The sequence below is a fragment of the Corynebacterium sp. MSK195 genome (assembly GCF_030228885.1).
GTDB lineage: Bacteria > Actinomycetota > Actinomycetes > Mycobacteriales > Mycobacteriaceae > Corynebacterium.
In genome coordinates this window covers 296,972-313,812 of the sequence record NZ_JASPGT010000001.1, presented here as the reverse complement: position 1 = coordinate 313,812, position 16,841 = coordinate 296,972, and the positions used below count along the sequence as shown (strand labels likewise).

At 57.9% G+C, this 16,841-nt stretch carries 18 protein-coding genes; 6 read left to right on the top strand and 12 right to left on the bottom strand.

Annotated elements, in window-relative coordinates; all coding sequences use genetic code 11:
* Window positions 1-75: 75 nt before the first annotated feature.
* Entirely contained in the window at window positions 76-291 is a 216-nt protein-coding gene (locus QP909_RS01475; RefSeq protein WP_239277525.1) for a DUF3046 domain-containing protein, read from the bottom strand.
* Between the two features lie 163 nt (window positions 292-454).
* Between QP909_RS01475 and QP909_RS01470 the strand changes: the two genes are divergently transcribed.
* Genes QP909_RS01470 through QP909_RS01460 form a run of 3 tightly spaced genes read left to right on the top strand, consistent with a single transcriptional unit; the run spans window position 455 to window position 2,342 of the window.
* Window positions 455-1,018, top strand: coding sequence for a biotin transporter BioY (locus QP909_RS01470; protein WP_284765880.1), 564 nt, complete (start codon window positions 455-457; stop codon window positions 1,016-1,018).
* Window positions 1,018-1,710 carry an energy-coupling factor ABC transporter ATP-binding protein gene (locus QP909_RS01465; RefSeq protein ID WP_284765879.1) on the top strand — a complete coding sequence of 231 codons (693 nt, stop codon included), beginning with the start codon at window positions 1,018-1,020 and terminating at the stop codon, window positions 1,708-1,710. The genes QP909_RS01470 and QP909_RS01465 overlap by 1 nt, the downstream gene beginning before the upstream one ends.
* A gap of 11 nt (window positions 1,711-1,721) precedes the next feature.
* Complete coding sequence (locus QP909_RS01460; RefSeq protein ID WP_005325123.1) at window positions 1,722-2,342, top strand: energy-coupling factor transporter transmembrane component T family protein; 621 nt, start codon at window positions 1,722-1,724, stop codon at window positions 2,340-2,342.
* A 78-nt stretch (window positions 2,343-2,420) separates the two neighbouring features.
* Here the strand turns inward: QP909_RS01460 and QP909_RS01455 are convergent, their stop codons facing one another.
* The 4 genes from QP909_RS01455 to pgsA all read right to left on the bottom strand — a co-directional run bounded on the left by QP909_RS01455 (window position 2,421) and on the right by pgsA (window position 4,941).
* Window positions 2,421-3,281: a PspA/IM30 family protein gene (locus QP909_RS01455; RefSeq protein ID WP_005325125.1), complete on the bottom strand. Its 861-nt coding sequence runs from the start codon at window positions 3,279-3,281 to the stop codon at window positions 2,421-2,423.
* 181 nt (window positions 3,282-3,462) lie between these two features.
* Entirely contained in the window at window positions 3,463-3,825 is a 363-nt protein-coding gene (locus tag QP909_RS01450; RefSeq protein ID WP_284765878.1) for a helix-turn-helix domain-containing protein, read from the bottom strand.
* A 26-nt stretch (window positions 3,826-3,851) separates the two neighbouring features.
* Window positions 3,852-4,349, bottom strand: coding sequence for a CinA family protein (locus QP909_RS01445; protein WP_284765877.1), 498 nt, complete (start codon window positions 4,347-4,349; stop codon window positions 3,852-3,854).
* 7 nt (window positions 4,350-4,356) lie between these two features.
* Window positions 4,357-4,941: a CDP-diacylglycerol--glycerol-3-phosphate 3-phosphatidyltransferase gene (gene pgsA, locus QP909_RS01440; protein ID WP_284765876.1), complete on the bottom strand. Its 585-nt coding sequence runs from the start codon at window positions 4,939-4,941 to the stop codon at window positions 4,357-4,359.
* A gap of 59 nt (window positions 4,942-5,000) precedes the next feature.
* On the opposite strand from pgsA, the gene QP909_RS01435 reads away from it, so the two are divergent.
* Entirely contained in the window at window positions 5,001-5,288 is a 288-nt protein-coding gene (locus QP909_RS01435; RefSeq protein WP_284765875.1) for a YciI family protein, read from the top strand.
* Here QP909_RS01435 and QP909_RS01430 read toward each other — a convergent pair.
* From QP909_RS01430 to dapB, 7 genes are all read right to left on the bottom strand, one after another.
* Complete coding sequence (locus QP909_RS01430; protein ID WP_284765874.1) at window positions 5,285-6,406, bottom strand: TerC family protein; 1,122 nt, start codon at window positions 6,404-6,406, stop codon at window positions 5,285-5,287. The two genes, QP909_RS01435 and QP909_RS01430, sit on opposite strands and share 4 nt — an antisense overlap.
* Before the next feature lie 169 nt (window positions 6,407-6,575).
* A complete protein-coding gene (locus tag QP909_RS01425) occupies window positions 6,576-9,902 on the bottom strand; it encodes an FtsK/SpoIIIE family DNA translocase (RefSeq protein WP_502868553.1) in 3,327 nt (1,108 codons plus the stop codon).
* Window positions 9,903-10,120: 218 nt separating this feature from the next.
* Window positions 10,121-10,756, bottom strand: coding sequence for a TIGR03085 family metal-binding protein (locus QP909_RS01420; protein ID WP_284765872.1), 636 nt, complete (start codon window positions 10,754-10,756; stop codon window positions 10,121-10,123).
* 58 nt (window positions 10,757-10,814) lie between these two features.
* Window positions 10,815-12,953, bottom strand: coding sequence for a ribonuclease J (locus tag QP909_RS01415; protein ID WP_239273061.1), 2,139 nt, complete (start codon window positions 12,951-12,953; stop codon window positions 10,815-10,817).
* Window positions 12,954-12,955: 2 nt separating this feature from the next.
* Window positions 12,956-13,864 (bottom strand): 4-hydroxy-tetrahydrodipicolinate synthase, encoded by a 909-nt coding sequence (gene dapA / locus QP909_RS01410; RefSeq protein WP_225746820.1) that lies wholly within the window; start codon window positions 13,862-13,864, stop codon window positions 12,956-12,958.
* A gap of 56 nt (window positions 13,865-13,920) precedes the next feature.
* A complete protein-coding gene (thyX, locus tag QP909_RS01405) occupies window positions 13,921-14,667 on the bottom strand; it encodes an FAD-dependent thymidylate synthase (RefSeq protein ID WP_269953064.1) in 747 nt (248 codons plus the stop codon).
* A 3-nt stretch (window positions 14,668-14,670) separates the two neighbouring features.
* Window positions 14,671-15,417: a 4-hydroxy-tetrahydrodipicolinate reductase gene (gene dapB / locus QP909_RS01400; RefSeq protein WP_049377438.1), complete on the bottom strand. Its 747-nt coding sequence runs from the start codon at window positions 15,415-15,417 to the stop codon at window positions 14,671-14,673.
* 140 nt (window positions 15,418-15,557) lie between these two features.
* Here dapB and QP909_RS01395 point away from each other — a divergent pair, with 140 nt between their 5' ends.
* On the top strand, window positions 15,558-15,947 hold the full coding sequence (locus QP909_RS01395) for a VOC family protein (protein ID WP_284765871.1): 390 nt from the start codon (window positions 15,558-15,560) through the stop codon (window positions 15,945-15,947).
* A gap of 114 nt (window positions 15,948-16,061) precedes the next feature.
* On the top strand, window positions 16,062-16,760 hold the full coding sequence (locus QP909_RS01390) for an AMIN-like domain-containing (lipo)protein (protein ID WP_284765870.1): 699 nt from the start codon (window positions 16,062-16,064) through the stop codon (window positions 16,758-16,760).
* Window positions 16,761-16,841 lie beyond the last annotated feature (81 nt).

Sequence of the window (16,841 nt, the reverse complement as noted above, 5' to 3'; positions counted from 1 at the left end):
CGACACTTCCGCCATATTACATACATCTGTTCGAATTTTGAAAGTGAACACGCCAGTCCGTCAAATTCGACGGCGCTATAAAGTCGGGTAATCGACTCCCAACCTGCGCTCCTTCGGTACATCAAAGTCATCACACAGGCTCAGCCAGACGCGACGCGGATCGACGCCGCGTTCGATAAGCTCATCAGGCGTTGCCCCGAGGTCTGGCAAGACATGGGAGTGGCTAATCCACTTTCCCTTAGACTCGCCAAATTCGTCCTTAATGAGCTGGTAATACTCGGTCAATCGCATGCGCGCCATCCTACTCAGCGCTTAAACACAGGCGCCAGCGGGCTAAGAAGCCTCGATTGGGAGCCCGCCGCAATAGCTCTGGCTCGCAATTATCAGCCCCGGGTGAACACCGTTCAAAACCCTCAATTGTCTGCAGTTTTCATGCAGTGCTAACCTCTTGAGCATGAAAAAGAACTCTCTGGCAACCACCATTGCCTATGTTGCCGTGTTTACCGCTCTCGTCATTGTCCTTGCCTTCGTATCCATCCCCGTCGGTTCAGCCGGCGTGCCCATTGTGCTGCAAAACGCAGCGCTGATCCTCGCCGGCCTAATTTTGGGCAGCAAGCGCGGCGGTTACGTGGGACTACTCTTCTTGTTCCTGGGGCTCGCCCTCCCAGTTCTGGCAGGTGGCGGTACCACGCTGCGCGCGCTGGCAGGCCCGACCGCAGGCTACATCATCGGCTATGTTCTCTCGCCAGCAGTTGCAGGCGCAATTGCCTACCGCTCCCCTAAGAACAAGGGCGGCATGGCGGTCATACTTGCCATTGCTGCCATTGCAGGCCTTGCGGTCCAATACATCTGCGGCGCCTTTGGTCTCATGATCCGCTCTGGCTTGGAAATTGGTCCAGCCTTCGCCGCCCAATTGCCCTTCATCCCTGTCGATGCCGGAAAGCTTGTCGTTGCCGTCATCATCGCTCTCGGTGTTCACGCGGCCTTCCCCGATCTGATGGGACGAAAGGCCGCCTAGTGCCCACGATCGAATTTTCCTCGGTCTCGGTGACTTTTGATGACACCGTGGTGCTTGAGGACATCAACCTCACCCTCACTGAACCGCGCATTGGCATTATCGGCCAGAATGGTGGCGGGAAATCCACCTTGACCCGGCTCATTAATGGGTTGGGCGAGCCTAGTGAAGGTACGGTGACGGTGGACCAGATGGACGTCGCCAAGCAAGGCAAAAAGGTACGCGAAAAGGTGGGGTTCGTCTTTTCGGACGCCGAAAACCAGATTGTCATGCCCAATGTGCGCGATGACGTCGCCTTTTCGCTCCGCCGCTTTAAGCTGCCCAAACACGAGCGCATCGCTCGCGTGGATGCTGCCCTCGAGCGCTTCGGACTCGCCGAATTTGCTGAGCGCTCACCGCATACACTCTCCGGCGGACAAAAGCAGCTCCTCGCGCTGGCAGCGGTCATGGTCATCGACCCGATTCTCATCATCGCTGATGAGCCCACTACCCTGCTGGATCTGCGCAACCGCGATCGGATCAAAAGAGAATTCGCGCGACTAGAACAGCAACTAATTGTGGTGACGCACGATCTGGACTTTCTGCGCGATTTTGATCGAGTCATCTGCATCGATAACCACCGCATCGCCGCGGATGGCCGGCCGGCGGAGGTCATAGATTTTTACCAAGACCTCATGGCCCAGCGGCCGCTGTAGGGAGAATTCTCATGCAACGACGCACCAATCTCCCACTTTCCGTCTATGTTGATGGCACCAGCTTTGTTCATCGCATCAAACCTAGCTGGAAGATCGCATTCCTCTTAGTCTTTATCCTGGTCACCAGCATCTTTTTCAAGTCCATTCCGTGGGCAGCAGGCGGTGTCATTTTCGTCGTCTTTCTCTATGCTTGCGCCCGGATTCCACTGGGCATCGCGTGGAGTCAGATCTGGCCGCCACTCTTTTTCCTGGTTCCCTTGGCAGGCTTTCAATGGTGGGCAAAGGACTTCGACTATGCGGCGGTGATGTTCCTCAATGTCTTCGCCGCTATGATGGCTGCCTTCCTGCTCACGCTGACCTCCACGGTCGATGAGATCATGGAGTCGCTGGAAGAGTCGCTGCAGCCCCTAAAGCGACTCGGAATACCGGTAGAAAACATCAGCTTGGCTATGTCACTGACTATTCGTCTCATCCCGTTGATGTTTGAAACCGTCTATGAAGTCCTAGATGCCCGCAAAGCGCGCGGTGCCGGGATGTCCCCGCTCGCATTTGGCACCCCGGTTATCATTCGCTCCATCCGGCGAGCGCGCGCCATGGGTGAGGCTTTGCAAGCCCGCGGCGTCGGCGACTAGCAGCAAAAGTTATCGCCTCCCTTGCACCACCACATGATGGCCGAGGGAGGCGATAACTATTTAAAAGACAGTCGGGGTTTACTCCCCACGCAGCTCACGCAGACGGGCCTGCACAGCATCGTTGTTGGCACTGCCGGGCTGAGCAGCGTTGTCGGCAGCAGAGCCGGACGCTTTATTGCCCTCAATGGCCTGGGCCTTATTGCCTTCCACGGACTTAGAAGAGTTCATTTCACTGCGAATCTGCTCCAAGCGGGAATGACCGGCCATCTGAATACCAGCTTGTTGTACCTCGGCCATGCGGTTTTCCACGGAGTTCTCAGCAAGCTCAGCCTGGCCGAGTGCCTTGGAGTAACGGCGCTCAATCTTATCGCGCACAGCATCCAGAGACGGCGTATTGCCATTGGCAGTCAGCTCGTTCATGGAGTTCAAAGACTCAGAGACCTTTTCCTGCATCTTTGCCTGCTCCAGCTGGGAAAGCAGCTTGGAACGCTCATTGACCTTTTCGCGCAGCGCAGCGTTATTACGCTGAACCGCATTCTTGGCCTTTTCTGCCTGCTGTAGTGCCTGGTCGTGCAGCTTCTTGGTATCCTCCACGGACTCCTCAGCCGTAACCAGCTGGGCGGCGAAGGCCTCGGCCGCGTTCTCATACTCCACGGCCTTATTTTCATCGCCCTTGGCACGGGCCTGATCAGCCAATTCCAGAGCCTGGCGAGCATTGCCCTGCAGCTTTTCTACCTCTGCCAAACGGCGGTTAAGCTGCATTTCCAACTGACGCTGGTTACCAATCACGGCGGCTGCCTGCTGAGAAAGCTCTTGGTGCTGGCGCTGAGCATCTTCAATAGCCTGCTCGATCTGCACCTTCGGATCGGCGTTTTCCTCGATCTTATTATCGAAGAGAGCCATCAGGTACTTCCAGCCCTTAACAAATGGGTTCGCCATGGTGTGCTTCAACCTTTCTAGGTTAAAAATGTGCGTAATGTTCTGCTGTTTATACTAGCGAAGCGCTGTTTCCACCGCTTGCACTCCCCGCGGTCGCGGGCGCTTGCCGACGCCCCTTAACCACCACAGCCGACCTTTCTCGCAAGAGAATAGGCCGGCTGTTGACATAGACCGCTGTGGGCTAAAGCTCTGATGCGGCAGGTGCCGTATGGGCAAGCTCCTCATCCATGGAGGGCAGGGCCATGTAACCGGCCGCTTCAATCAATACGTCCGAGACTGAGCAATCCAGCGCGTGGCACACGGACGCAAGAAGCTCAGAGGAGACCTCCTTGCGGCCGCGTTCAAGTTCCGAAAGGTAACCCGGCGATACGCGGGCTACCCCGGCCAATTCGCGCAGGGTTACCCCTTTGTCCGCGCGGAAGGCGCGCAGCGTCAACCCAAGAGCCTCACGCAAAAGGGGCTCAGGGGTACGAGCAATGGCGGGCGCCGCTGGTGCAACAGCGCCGTTTACCGGGTGTTCGAGGACTGCAGTAGAAGAGTTCATCACTATGGTCAACGCTCCTTGTCTCGTTATTGTTCCCGCAGTGCCGGATTTTCTTCCAAAGTTGAGCCTAGGAGCCGCAAGGCGGCTGCGACCGTGGCCTCTCTGATTTCGTTTCGCTCTTTCCCCAACCCGGACAGCTGCTGCGAAAAACTGACTCCGCTAGGAGAAAAAATTCCGATATAAACCGTGCCCGCCGGCTTGCCTTCTTGTAGGTCTGGTCCTGCCACTCCGGTAAGGCCTATTCCCCAGTCCGCGGCGGTTTCTGCCACCGCCGCGCGGGCCATTGCAAGGGCGGTCTCCCCAGAGACCACACCGGCTGCTTCAATATCGGCTACCGGTTGGTGCAAAAAGTGGGATTTCACCTCGGTGGCATATGTTACAAGCCCTCCGCGCAACACAGCCGAAGCTCCAGGGACAGAAGCTACCGTGGCGCTGGCCAACCCGGCAGTAAGTGACTCACAAAAGGACAAAGTCTCGCCGCGCTCGGTGAGCTCGGATACGAGGCGGGAAGCCGTGGTGCTCATGAACTACCTAGCGATTCTGCTTCTTGCCGTCGATGAGGTACTGAACGCCGGTAACCACGGTCACCACTGCGGCCAAGAGCATCACCAAGAAGGTAGGAACGTTCATCCACTCCGGCAGCGGCCACAGGTACAACCCTACTGCCAAGGATTGCAATACAGTCTTCAGCTTGCCGCCCTTCGAAGCAGGCACGACCTTACCGCGGCGCAACAAAACCATACGCCAGATGGTGATTCCGAACTCACGGATGAGAATGACCACGGTAATCCACACCGGCAGTACCCCAATGATATTGAGGCATACCAGTGCGGTAGTCATAAGCGCTTTATCCGCGATGGGATCAGCAATCTTGCCAAAATTGGTGATAAGGCCACGGGCACGTGCGATGTCCCCGTCGAGCTTATCTGTCAGCATTAGGGCCGCAAATAGGCCAAAAGCCCACCAGTCGTGGCCGGCAATCACCAGCCATGCGAAAACCGGAATGAAAAGAATGCGCAGGCTGGTGAGAATATTTGGCAGGTTCCAATTGGATACCTGTGGATTCACATCCGAGGATTGCGCTGACTGTGTTCCGGGTTGATTCACGTTATACATACTACCTGTTAGCACCAAGCACCTGCGCTTGGATGCCCCTGCATTTTAAAATGCGAAGCATGAAGTATTTTGCTGTTAGCTACGACTACAACCCCAATAATCCTGAGATTGCTAAGGCCCGCCCCGCGCACCGCGAGTTTACCGCGCAGCTTTTTGAGGAGGGCACCATCATTGCCACTGGCCCGTTGACGGACTCCAAGGGCGGCGCGCTCATCATCGTGGGGCTTGGCGACGACGCCGTGGTCGCCGACGCCATCGCTCTCATGGACAAAGACCCCTTCTACCAGGCCGGCTGCATTACCGGCCGCAGCTTCCGCGAATGGAATCCCGTCAACGCCCGCTTCTAGTGCGGTAGCTCTTCCTTGGGCAGGTCTTCGGCCTTGCCCAAGAATTCGCCCTTCTTGTTGCGGACGATCTTATTGCCTTCCTCGTCCCAGTCGAAGTGGTTGTGCGATACCGGTACTCCGCCCTGGTTCTCATCGCGTTTACTTTTGATAATCGAGGCGATAACCGTAATGACTAGGACGCCCACGATCACAATAAGAGAGGTGATAGTGGAAAATTCTGGGATGGACTCCACGTTCTCGCCGCCGTTTACAAACGGCAAGTTATTCTCATGCAGCGCATGGAACATGAGCTTTACACCGATGAAGCCCAAGATGATGCCCAAACCATAGGGCAGGTATACCAAGCGATCCAGTAGGCCATCCAACAAGAAGTACATCTGGCGCAATCCCATGAGGGAGAAGGCATTGGTGGTAAAGACCAAGAACGCTTCCGAGGTAATGCCGTAAATGGCCGGAATGGAGTCGAAGGCAAACATCACGTCGATAAGGCCAATGGACACCAACGCAATAAATAGCGGGGTGAACGCGAATTTCCGCTTGCCCGAAGAATCTTCCACGCGGTGCGTGAGCTTATCGCCGTGGTAGCGCGGGGTGACGTGGACTACCTTGCGGATCAGCTTGATGATGCCCATGTCATTGGGATCGGTTTCGGGGGCGTCCCGAATCTCATCGACGATGAGCTTGATCGCTGTGTAGATAAGGAATATCGCGAACAGGTAGAAGATATCGGACCACGCCGCGATGACCGCAGCACCCAAAAGGATAAACACTAGGCGGCATGCCAAAGCGATGACGATACCGATGAGCAAGACCTTTTGCTGGTACTTACGCGGGATCTTGAAGGCGCCCATGATAAGCGCGAAAACAAAGAGGTTATCTACGGATAGCGCCTTCTCTGTCACGTAACCCGTGAGGTATTGGATGCCGTGCTCATGGTCCCATATGGCCCACACGCCGGCACCAAAAAGTAAAGCGATGCCGACATAGAATAGGGTCCAGAACCCGGACTCCTTCAGCGTGGGCTCGTGCGGGGTGCGCACGTGGGAGTAGAAATCAAAAACAAAGAATCCAAGAATGACGACGATGGAAATCGCCCAAATCCACAATGGCACATGCATTGGTACATCCCTCCGGTCGAAGATACAACAAATTGACCGGAGGTCTCCCCCGCCCGGCGAACTAAATTCCGCCGGGCCGGCACGACCGGGAGCGTAATGCTACCGTGCTGACGATCGATGCCGAAGGATGGGGTACTCCCCTCCAAGACCCGTCCAACCTTACACGATCTTAGAAGGCGCCTGCCGAAGGGTTATACGTCGCCTGAACGGTACGGGTGTCGCCGGCATCGCCCTGCGGGGAGGAATCGGCGCCTGCGGAAGAATCGGCGTCGGAAGTAGCGGCAGCTTCCTCCTGCTCCTGCTGCTGCATCTCCTCCTGAATCTCCTTCGGGGCTTCGGCAGGATCGGCGCCCTTAATCATCCAGATGATGGTATCGAGCTCTTCCGGCTTCACTAGGACCTCGCGGGCCTTGGAGCCCTCGGACGGTCCGACGACGCCACGAGATTCCATCAGGTCCATGAGGCGGCCGGCCTTGGCAAAACCGATGCGCAGCTTGCGCTGCAACATCGAGGTCGAGCCCAACTGGGCGGTGACCACCAGCTCGACGGCCTCGAGGAGGTCGTCCATGTCCTTGCCAATTTCCTCATCGATTTCCTGCTTGGCCTCGGATTGCTTCTCTTCAGTCACGCCCTCGGTGTAGTTCGGCGCGGCCTGCGACTTGGCGGCATCGACAACCGCCATGACTTCATCATCCGAGACGAATGCGCCCTGCATACGTACAGGACGCTTGCCCTGCGGAATGAAGAGGCCATCGCCCATACCAATCAGCTTTTCCGCGCCGCCCTGGTCCAAGATAACGCGAGAGTCCGTCAGTGAGGACGTCGCGAAGGCCAAGCGTGAAGGCACGTTTGTCTTAATCAGACCGGTCACCACGTCAACGGACGGGCGCTGGGTTGCCAGCACCAGGTGAATTCCGGCGGCACGCGCCTTTTGGGTGATGCGGACGATGGAGTCCTCAATCTCCTTTGGCGCAGTCATCATCAGGTCCGCCAGCTCGTCGACGACACAGACGATGTACGGGTACGGGCGTACCTCGCGCTCGGAGCCTGCCGGTGCCTGGTATTCGCCGGAGACCACCTTGCGGTTATAGTCCTCAATCTTGCGCACGCGAGCAGCCTTCATATCCATGTAGCGCTGCTCCATCTCCTCCACCAGCCACTGCAGGGCTGCTGCGGCCTTCTTCGGCTGGGTGATGATGGGCGTGATCAAGTGCGGAATGCCCTCGTACGGGGTAAGTTCCACCATCTTCGGGTCCACCAGGATGAGGCGAACCTGCTCAGGGGTGGCTCGGGTTAGCAGCGAGACCAACATGGAGTTGACGAAAGCGGACTTACCGGAACCGGTAGCGCCGGCGACGAGCAAGTGCGGCATCTTTTGCACCGAGAACGAGGTGTATTCGCCTTCGATGTCCTTGCCCAAACCGATGAGCATGGGATCCGGCGAGCTGGTCATGCTTGGCGCATCAAGCACCTCGCGCAGGTGCACCATCTCGCGGTCTGGGTTCGGAACCTCAATGCCGACGGCCGACTTGCCGGGGATAGGTGTGAGCAAGCGTAGATTGTCCGTGGCCACGGCGTAGGCCAGATTGGACTGCAGGTTCGTAATTTTCGATACCTTGACGCCTGGTCCGAGCTCGATTTCATAACGGGTCACTGTTGGCCCACGGCTAAAGCCGGTTACCTGGGCATCGACCTTGAACTCTTCGAAGACATCGGTGATGGCCTCGATGATGCGGTCATTAATCTCCGTGCGCTCCTTGGCCGGAGTGCCCGGGGTCAGCAGGTCTGTGGTGGGAACCGCGTAGTTCTCATTGCCAAACTGCGTGGACGGCGCAGGAGCAGCAGAAGTACCCGTTTCCCCTGCGGCCTCGGTCGCAGGCTCGGTGGAGTCCACCTGTGCACCGGTCGTAGCGTCGTGTCCGGAGCGCTCGCGGAAGAGTTGGCGGGCCTTCTCGTGCGCGGACGAGACTGCATCAGCGCCTCCTTCCACCGCAGATCCAGCAGCGCCTGCAGCTACACCGGCCGCTGCAGCGCCAGCGGCACCGGCAGCACCCGCAGCAGCAGTCTTTGCTGCGCCACTTGCTGCTCCCGCAGCACCCGCGGCGCCCGCAGCCGCACCAGCGGCCGAGCCAATTGCGCTACCAGCGGCGGTGCCAGCATCAGCACCCGCTGCCGTAGCCGAGCGAGTGGAAGGAGAAGTGGAACGTTGACGAGTAGTGCCCAGCACTTGGGTCGGTTCCGGCTCCCCGGAGTCCGGTTGTGCCGGTGACGACGCCGCGGCGTCGTCTACTACCGGGATCTCATCGGTATCGCCAATGTCACGAGAGACCGGCTTTTCAGCCGCGTTAGACACGGACTGGAAGCCGCCACGCGTTGGTGCGCTAAAGGCGCGGGTGGCATGTTCCTCCTCTGCTGCAGCAGGGGAATCCACCGGGTAAGAAGAACCACGCGGGGCGGGGCTTTCCGTGGGGCGTCGGAAAGCGCGCAGGCTACCACCACGCTCAGAGGAACGACGCTTGGCCACAGGTCGTGCTGGGCGCTCGCTGCGCTCGCGTCCTTCCGCGATGTCATCAATATCGCCAGTCACGTGGCCGTAGAGGTCATCACCCTCTTCGTCGTAATAGTCTTCATCCGTACCACCAAAGCGGGAGAAGGCCGCAGCTATGGCATCAGCCACCAACTCATAGGCCTCGCGGATAGTAATGCCGGTGACTAACAAGGCGCCGTAAATAATGACGAGGAAAAGCAATGGCACTGCGACGAAAGAGGTAAAGGCCGTCTCCAGAATGCCGCCGATAGCGTAGCCGATTACACCGCCAGCACCACCGGCGCTGTCCGGGGTAAAGCCAAGCTCAGGGGTGCCAGCAAAGATGTGGATCAAGCTGAGCATGGCAAGGACGATGATGCTGATACCGCCCACAATGCGCGGCTTAAAGTGTCCCGCTGGGCCGGAGATATCCATCATCAAGGAAATGGCCAAGGCCACCAGTGCCACCGGCAGCACCCAGGCGCCTGCACCAATGACATAGCGGACGATATTGCCCACCCAGGCGCCAACCTGGCCAGCAACGCCAAACCAGACGGTAGCAGCGAGCACGATGGCAATGCCGATGAGAACGAGTGCCACCGCATCAGGATTTTTCACCTGAATACCGCGTGATTCTTCCTCGCTTGCTTCCATCGTAGAAAGCTCTTCTTCCGCGGCTACATCGCGCGCCCGAGTAACCTTGCTCTTCTTCTTTTTCTCCCCGCGTGCAGAAATTTCTTCCGGCTCCCTCGTCGTCTCGTACTCCTCGGTGTCATATACGTCTTCGCTGGGCTTGAGCCCGGCCACGCCATGGCTTACACCCCGCGCCATATTTCCCATGCCGCGGGCCGTGGCACCAAAGGCAACGCCCAAGCCCTTGCCGACGGCCCGGAACGCACTACCCGTACGCTCCTGCGAGGTCGCCGCCGCGCGCCGATGCGAAGACGTCATAGCCAAGGTTTCCGGCATGCCAGCACCGGACCGGCTGCGGCCCGACGGCCGGGAACGATTCGACTTTCGGCGCGTTCCGCGCGAAGAGGCATTTTTGACAGACATGCCTCTACTCTAACCGGGCTACCCCACAAATCACATTAGCCACACGCGTTTCCCTAGCACCTGCCCCCTTTAAACTCTCGGCACACACGTCACGCGCGGCCCACGACATAAAAGTGATAGCTAAATCAATATTAAAGGCTTGACCTTACGATAGCTTTGGCATTACCTTCTACCGTCACTTCAGCAGCATCACGCCCGAAGGACCAGAGGATGAGCTCGCCTACCTCGCCTGAAACGCGGACGACGGCATCACCCTTATCCGCCACGCCATGCGAATCGGCGGCCACGATTCGCGGCAAGCCTTCCGGCTGCAGAATAACCGGACGTTCAGATTTGCGCAGGGCCACCTTAGCCAAGGGCTTTAGGTAGCTATGCATCTGCTGCTTAATGCGTGCCGAAAAGTCGCGTGGGCCCATGCCGTTAGCCCGGCGAATATCTTCGTGGTGAACAAAGTGCTCCACAAAGTTTTGCTGTGCATCCACGAACCGGACGAGGTTATAGGAAGCAGGTCCCCTCCCCCAGTCATCAACCAACTCATCAAAGTCGCGCTCGGCCACCTTGCGTGATTCTTTTTCAAGCCGACCGGAAAATGCTTTAGCGAAGATGCCGGCGGCCGCATCGGGGCGATTTTCCCGCACCCACAGATGTACCGCTAAGTCGCGGGTTGTCCAGCCCTCACACAAGGTGGGGGCATCGGGACCAAGCTTATGAAATAGCGCGACCATCTTGGCGCGCTCAGCAGAAGAAAACGACATAAGCCCCAGCATACCGAGCTAACTGGCATGCTGGGGCTTGCTTTTACTTAGCGCGAGGACCCCGTGCTATTTACAGGGACTCACGAGAAGCGTCAACGTCTTCTTCATCGGTAACCAAAGGACCGGAATTAGTCGGCACGATGGTCGGAAGAATAACCGGCTCGCGCTTGTACTTGGAATCCATAAGCTTGGATACCTTGCGGCGAAGCTTCTGCACCATGCGGTAGGTATCGTTCTCACCCTCCGCGGCGAGATCGTTCATGGTGTTTTCCACCATCTCCGCAACCTCCGGCACGATGCCGCGGTCATCATCGGAGAAGCCTGTGGTAGATACCGTTGGGTGCTCCAGCAGGCGCGAGGTGCGGTTATCAATCACGCAGGTGATAGAAACCACGCCGCCGGCACCCAGGTTGGTGCGATCAGCCAAGGTATCGGCATCCACATCGCCCATGGATACGCCGTCGACGTATAGGTTACCCACCTGCATCTGGCCTACGACCTCGGCGCGGCCCTTGTGCAGGTCCACGACGACGCCGTTTTGTGCCAGCACGGTACGGTCGCGGTCCACACCGGTGGAAATAGCCAGTTCCTTATTGGCGCGCAGGTGGCGCCACTCGCCGTGCACCGGCATCGCGTTGCGCGGGCGCGCTGCGTTGTACAGGAAGAGTAGCTCGCCAGCGTAACCGTGACCGGAAGCATGCACCTTTACATCCTGGTTGGTAATAACGTTGGCACCGATCTGGGACAGCATGTTGATGACGCCGTAGACGGCCTCCTCGTTGCCCGGGATGAGCGAGGAAGAGAAGATGATGGTATCGCCATCGCGGACGGTAATCTGGCGGTGCTCACGGCGAGCCATACGCGACAGAGCTGCCATGGGCTCACCCTGAGTACCGGTGGTAATCAGCATGGTCTTATGCGGAGCCATCTTGGCTGCCTCATCGATGGGGATAATAGTGCCGCGTGGAACCTTCAAGAAGCCCATCTTCTCCGCAATTTCCATGTTGCGCATCATCGATCGGCCATTGAAAGCTACCTTGCGCCCGTTAGCCACAGCGGCGTCGATAGCGGCCTGGACACGGTAAACATTGGAGGCGAAGGACGCCAAGATTACGCGCTGCTTAGCGCCGGCGACAAGCCGCTTGAAGTTGGCGGGAATATCGCCCTCAGACGCCGATACACCAGGGACCGTGGCGTTGGTGGAATCACACAGCATGAGGTCAACACCCTCGTCACCATAGCGGGACAGGGCTGGGAGATCCGTTGGACGGTTATCCAGCGGGGTCTGGTCCAGCTTGATGTCACCGGTGTGGATGATGTTGCCGGCTGGGGTTCCCAGCATGATGCCCAAAGCATCCGGCACGGAGTGGTTGACTGCCCAGAAGCGCACGCGGAACGGACCGTAGGTTACGTCAGACTTTTCATTAACCTCGACGAACTTCGGCTTCTGGCGGTGCTCCTTACACTTTGCAGCAATGAGCGCGATGGTGAAGCGGGAAGCAACGATGGGGATATCCGGACGCAGCTTGAGCAGCCACGGGATTGCACCAATGTGATCCTCGTGCGCGTGGGTAACGACGAGGGCCTTGACCTTGTGGATCTTCTTCTCAATGGGGCCGAAGTCAGGCAGGATGAGGTCCACGCCTGGCTCACCAGAGGATGGGAAGAGCACACCGCAGTCAATGATGATGAGGTCGTCGCCGTACTCGAAGACGGTCATATTACGGCCGATCTCCGAGATACCGCCCAGAGCGTAAATGCGCAGGGCATCCTTCGGCTGCTTCGGTGGCTCCGGCAGGCGCTTGGTCAGATCCGCACCCTGCATAGACTTCGGCACGTTGCGGCGGCCACGGTTATTGCGGCCGCGGCCCTTACCGTTCTTTCCGTTGCCGTTGCCGTTCTTGCCGCCGTGGTTATTGTTTCCACCGTGGTTATTGCCATTTCCGTTGCCACCACGGCCACGGCCGCGGCTGCCACGGGAACGGGAGCGACGGTTGTTGCTGCCGCCATCAGTGTTGTTGTCAGAGGAATTCTTCTTGCCAGAATTATCTTTGTCGCCCTTAGCGGAATTATCCTGCGCGGAATTGCCTGCGTCAGTTGCTGGGGCTTGGAAAACTGGCGAAGCCGCCTCGTTGGAGGCGGTTTCGTTTTCCGCCGGTGGACCCGCCTTGCGGGTCACCTTGCGGGAACGGTTACGGGGTTCATTCATTCTTAGAGGACTCCAGATTGTTCCAGATCACGGCGAAGCACCTCGCGTTCCTCCTCACTCGCAGCGGTGACAGGAAGACGGGTATCGCCAACTTCGATGCCCTGCAGGCGCAGGGCTTCCTTTGCAAACGTCGCTCCGCCCAACCGAGCTTGTGCATGGGTTAGCGGAAGAAGCGTAGTGACATTGATTTCTCGGGCGCGGGCCATATCGCCCGCGTCGAAAGCTTCATAAAGTTCTACCAAGGCACGCGGTGCAACATGGCCGATGACGGAGATGAAACCAGAAGCGCCGAGGGAAAGCCACGGCAGGTTAATCGGATCATCACCGGAATACCAGGCCAAACCGGTTTCTTGGATGAGTTCTGCGGCCGCAGGAAGGTCGCCCTTAGCGTCCTTTACGGCTTGGATGGTCGGCAAATCCGCAAGGCGGCGGAGGGTATCCGGCGCCACTGGGATGCCCGAGCGGCCAGGGATGTCATAGACACAGATCGGCAGATCCGTGGCTTGCGCGACTGCGGCAAAGTGCTCGTAAACGCCCTTCTGAGAAGGCTTGGAGTAGTACGGAGTTACCACCAGCAGGCTATCTGCCCCCGCTTCCGCGGTGGCCTGAGCCAACTTAATAGAGGTTGCGGTGTCATTCGTTCCGGCACCGGCGCAAAGCTTTGCGCGGTCTCCAACTTCTTCCTTTACGGCTTTGAGCAGCTCCAGCTTCTCTTCGACCGAAGTGGTCGGCGATTCACCTGTGGTTCCACCTAGGATGAGCGAATCAACGCCATTGTCAACGAGATGAGCTGCTAGGCGACGACCTGCTGCAACGTCCAGCGCACCGTCACGGTCAAACGGGGTGACCATGGCGACGCCGATGCGTCCAAAAGTGTCGACGCCAGTCTTTGCTGTCATACCTGTGCTCATAGCCGTCAAGATTACCCTTTTGGCTTGCAATTAGCCGCATCGGGGTCCCGCGCGTGTTAGGCGTAGGGGCTCGCTGCCATCTGGGTTCCATCAGCCAGAGTGGTGATATTGAAATCATCAAAGAGCACTGGCGCCTTGCTTTGCAGCAGTTTCAGGCACTCCACCGCAACGTGGCGGAGTTCCTCATCGGCCTGTTCGGCGGCTCGCGCACCAATAAAGTGCCGCCACGCGCGATAGTTGCCAGTAACAACGATGCGCGTTTCTGTGGCGTTTGGCAGCACGGCACGCGCCGCCTGACGAGCCTGCTTCTTGCGCAGGAGCGCGTTAGGTTCTTCCAGCTTCTCTTCTAGTGCGCTAAGCAGTTCATCGTAGACAAAGCGAGTCTCATCTACCGCTTGCGTTACTAATCGGCTAAGTTGCTCGTCCTCAGCCACCAATTTAGGCAGGACCACCTCCGTCTCCTCCGGGTGGACAAAGCGCTGGGAGAGCTGAGAGAAGGAAAAGTGCCGGTGGCGCACGAGCTCATGGCTCGCCGACCGCGACAGCCCTGTGATGTACATGGTGGCCGTGGCATGCTCGAGCAACGCAGTATGGCCTACCTCCATGATGTGGTGCAGGTAGGCTTCATTAGTTGCCGTGCGAGGATTTGGCTTATCAAAGGACTCGTAGCAAGCCCGTCCTGCAAACTCGACAAGTGCCTCGCCATCAGAGGCCGAGTCATCCACGTGCCACTCCACGCCCTGCGGGGCGTGGAACTGCGTTGCGGCAATGAGCTGAATGTCTAGCTCACTTGCTTTAGCCATGGTTTAAAGCCCCAGGTACTTATCAAGGCCTACGACTAGGCCCGGGTGGTCTGCAATTTGGCGCACGCCCACCAGTACGCCTGGTGTAAAGGACGCGCGGTCATAAGAATCCTGGCGGATGGTCAGCGACTGACCTTGAGCACCAAAGACAACCTCTTCGTGTGCCACCATGCCACGGGTGCGAACCGCGTGAACCGGGATGCCGTCGACGGTGGCGCCGCGGGCACCATCGAGCTGCTTTTCGGTAGCATCCGGCATGTCACCCAGACCAGCCTCCTTGCGGGCGGCGGCAATTCCTTCGGCAGTATGGATCGCAGTACCGGACGGTGCATCCAACTTGGTTGGGTGGTGGAATTCGATAACCTCTGCAGTCTCAAAGAACTTAGCAGCCTGCTTAGCTAGCACCATCGTGAGCACTGCGGAAATGGCAAAGTTCGGCGCAATGAGGACATTTCCAGCACCGTCCTGCTTGGTCCACTCCTCTACCTGAGCCAAGCGCTCCTTATCAAAACCGGTGGTTCCCACCACACAGTGAATCCCGTTTGCGATGCAGAATTCAAGGTTTCCCATTACGGAATCTGGCTGGGTAAAGTCCACAATGACCTCAGCGTGGGCGTCGATAAGCTGCTGCAAATCATCACCGCGGTCAATTTCCGCTACCAGATCGAGGTCATCTTCCGCGTTGACGCCTTCAACGATTGCCTGGCCTACGCGTCCGTGCGCGCCTAGTACGCCAACCTTGATAGCCATGGTGTGTTCTCCTTCTTCAGCCACATCGGTAGTACTTTTCTCCCCATCCTAACGCGCATGGGGGATGCACATTACCTCGCCTTCCTGGAAAGGGTTTGCGCTCTTCGACGATGCCCCTCATTCTCCCTAGGATGGCAGGCATGCAGATATATATCGCTTCCGTTCCTGTAGACGACGTTGCCCGCGCTCACGATTTTTACGTCAATACCCTTGGCTTCCGAGTTAAGGATGATGTAACTTACGGCGATTTTCGGTGGCTCACCGTCACCAATGCTGAAGGTGAGGGAAATACCGAGCTGCTTCTGGAACCGAAGGGCCACCCCGCCGCCAAAGACTACGCCGCAGCACTCAAGGCCGACGGCATTCCAGCCACCCAGTTCCTGTCCGCCGATGTGGAAAAGGAATACAAGGAGCTCAGTGACAAGGGCGTGAAGTTCACCATGGAGCCCACCGATGTTGGCCCGTCCATCATCGCTGTATTCGATGACACCGTGGGCAACCTTATTCAGCTGGTGGAACTAAAGAAGTAGCCACACCCTCCCCTTTTTACACGGATTAACAATTACATCACTTCCGCCTTCCCGCCCCATCTGCCCCAGTAGAATGGGTGTAACAACACGGTAAGCACCAAGGAAGTGATGAATATGTCTCCCTCAATTTTCTCTCGCACTATCGCCGTGGCCATCAGCGCAGGATGTGTGTTAGCACTTGCCGCTTGTTCCGATGAAGAAACTACGCAGGCAGGCGCACCAACTTTCAGTGAGGTTCAGTCAGCTACCGACACCGCTGAAGTTCAGGCCTCCTCCGCTACCCCCGCCGCTACTTCTGCCCCGCGCAGTACCTCTGCAGCGGATGCAGAAAAGCAGAAGCTCCCCCAGGACTCAGCCCCACTGGCATTCGCCGGTATGGGCACGGCCTCGCTCGAGGACCGTCAGCACATGCCGGAGAGACTCGGAAACCTCGTTCCCACAGGTGTGCGAGTGGGGGCGCACGATGGGTTCACCCGCGTCGTCATTGACTTGGAGGGCGAAGGTGAACCGGGCTGGTTTACGTCCTATACCGATAGCCCTGCCCAACAGGCATCCGGCAAGCCGGTTGAAGTCCAAGGAAATACCTTCCTCAACCTCGGCATTGAGGGAACACCGTGGCCTTCTACCCCAGAGCTAAAAGAAAAGTACATGCAACCGGGCACTACCCCTGGTGCCGGGGTGGTCAGCGCAGTCAACTACACCACCACCTTTGAGGCGCAAACACAGCTCATTATTGGACTAGAGAAGAAGACCGCTTACTCCGTGACGTATCTAAAGGACCCGTCCCGCGTGGTCATTGACTTCCAGAACTAACGTATAGCGGCGCCTCTAAATGGTGCACACCTACGAAGAAAGGCTCTGCCTTCCAGCGAGTGAACTGGAAGGCAGAGCCTT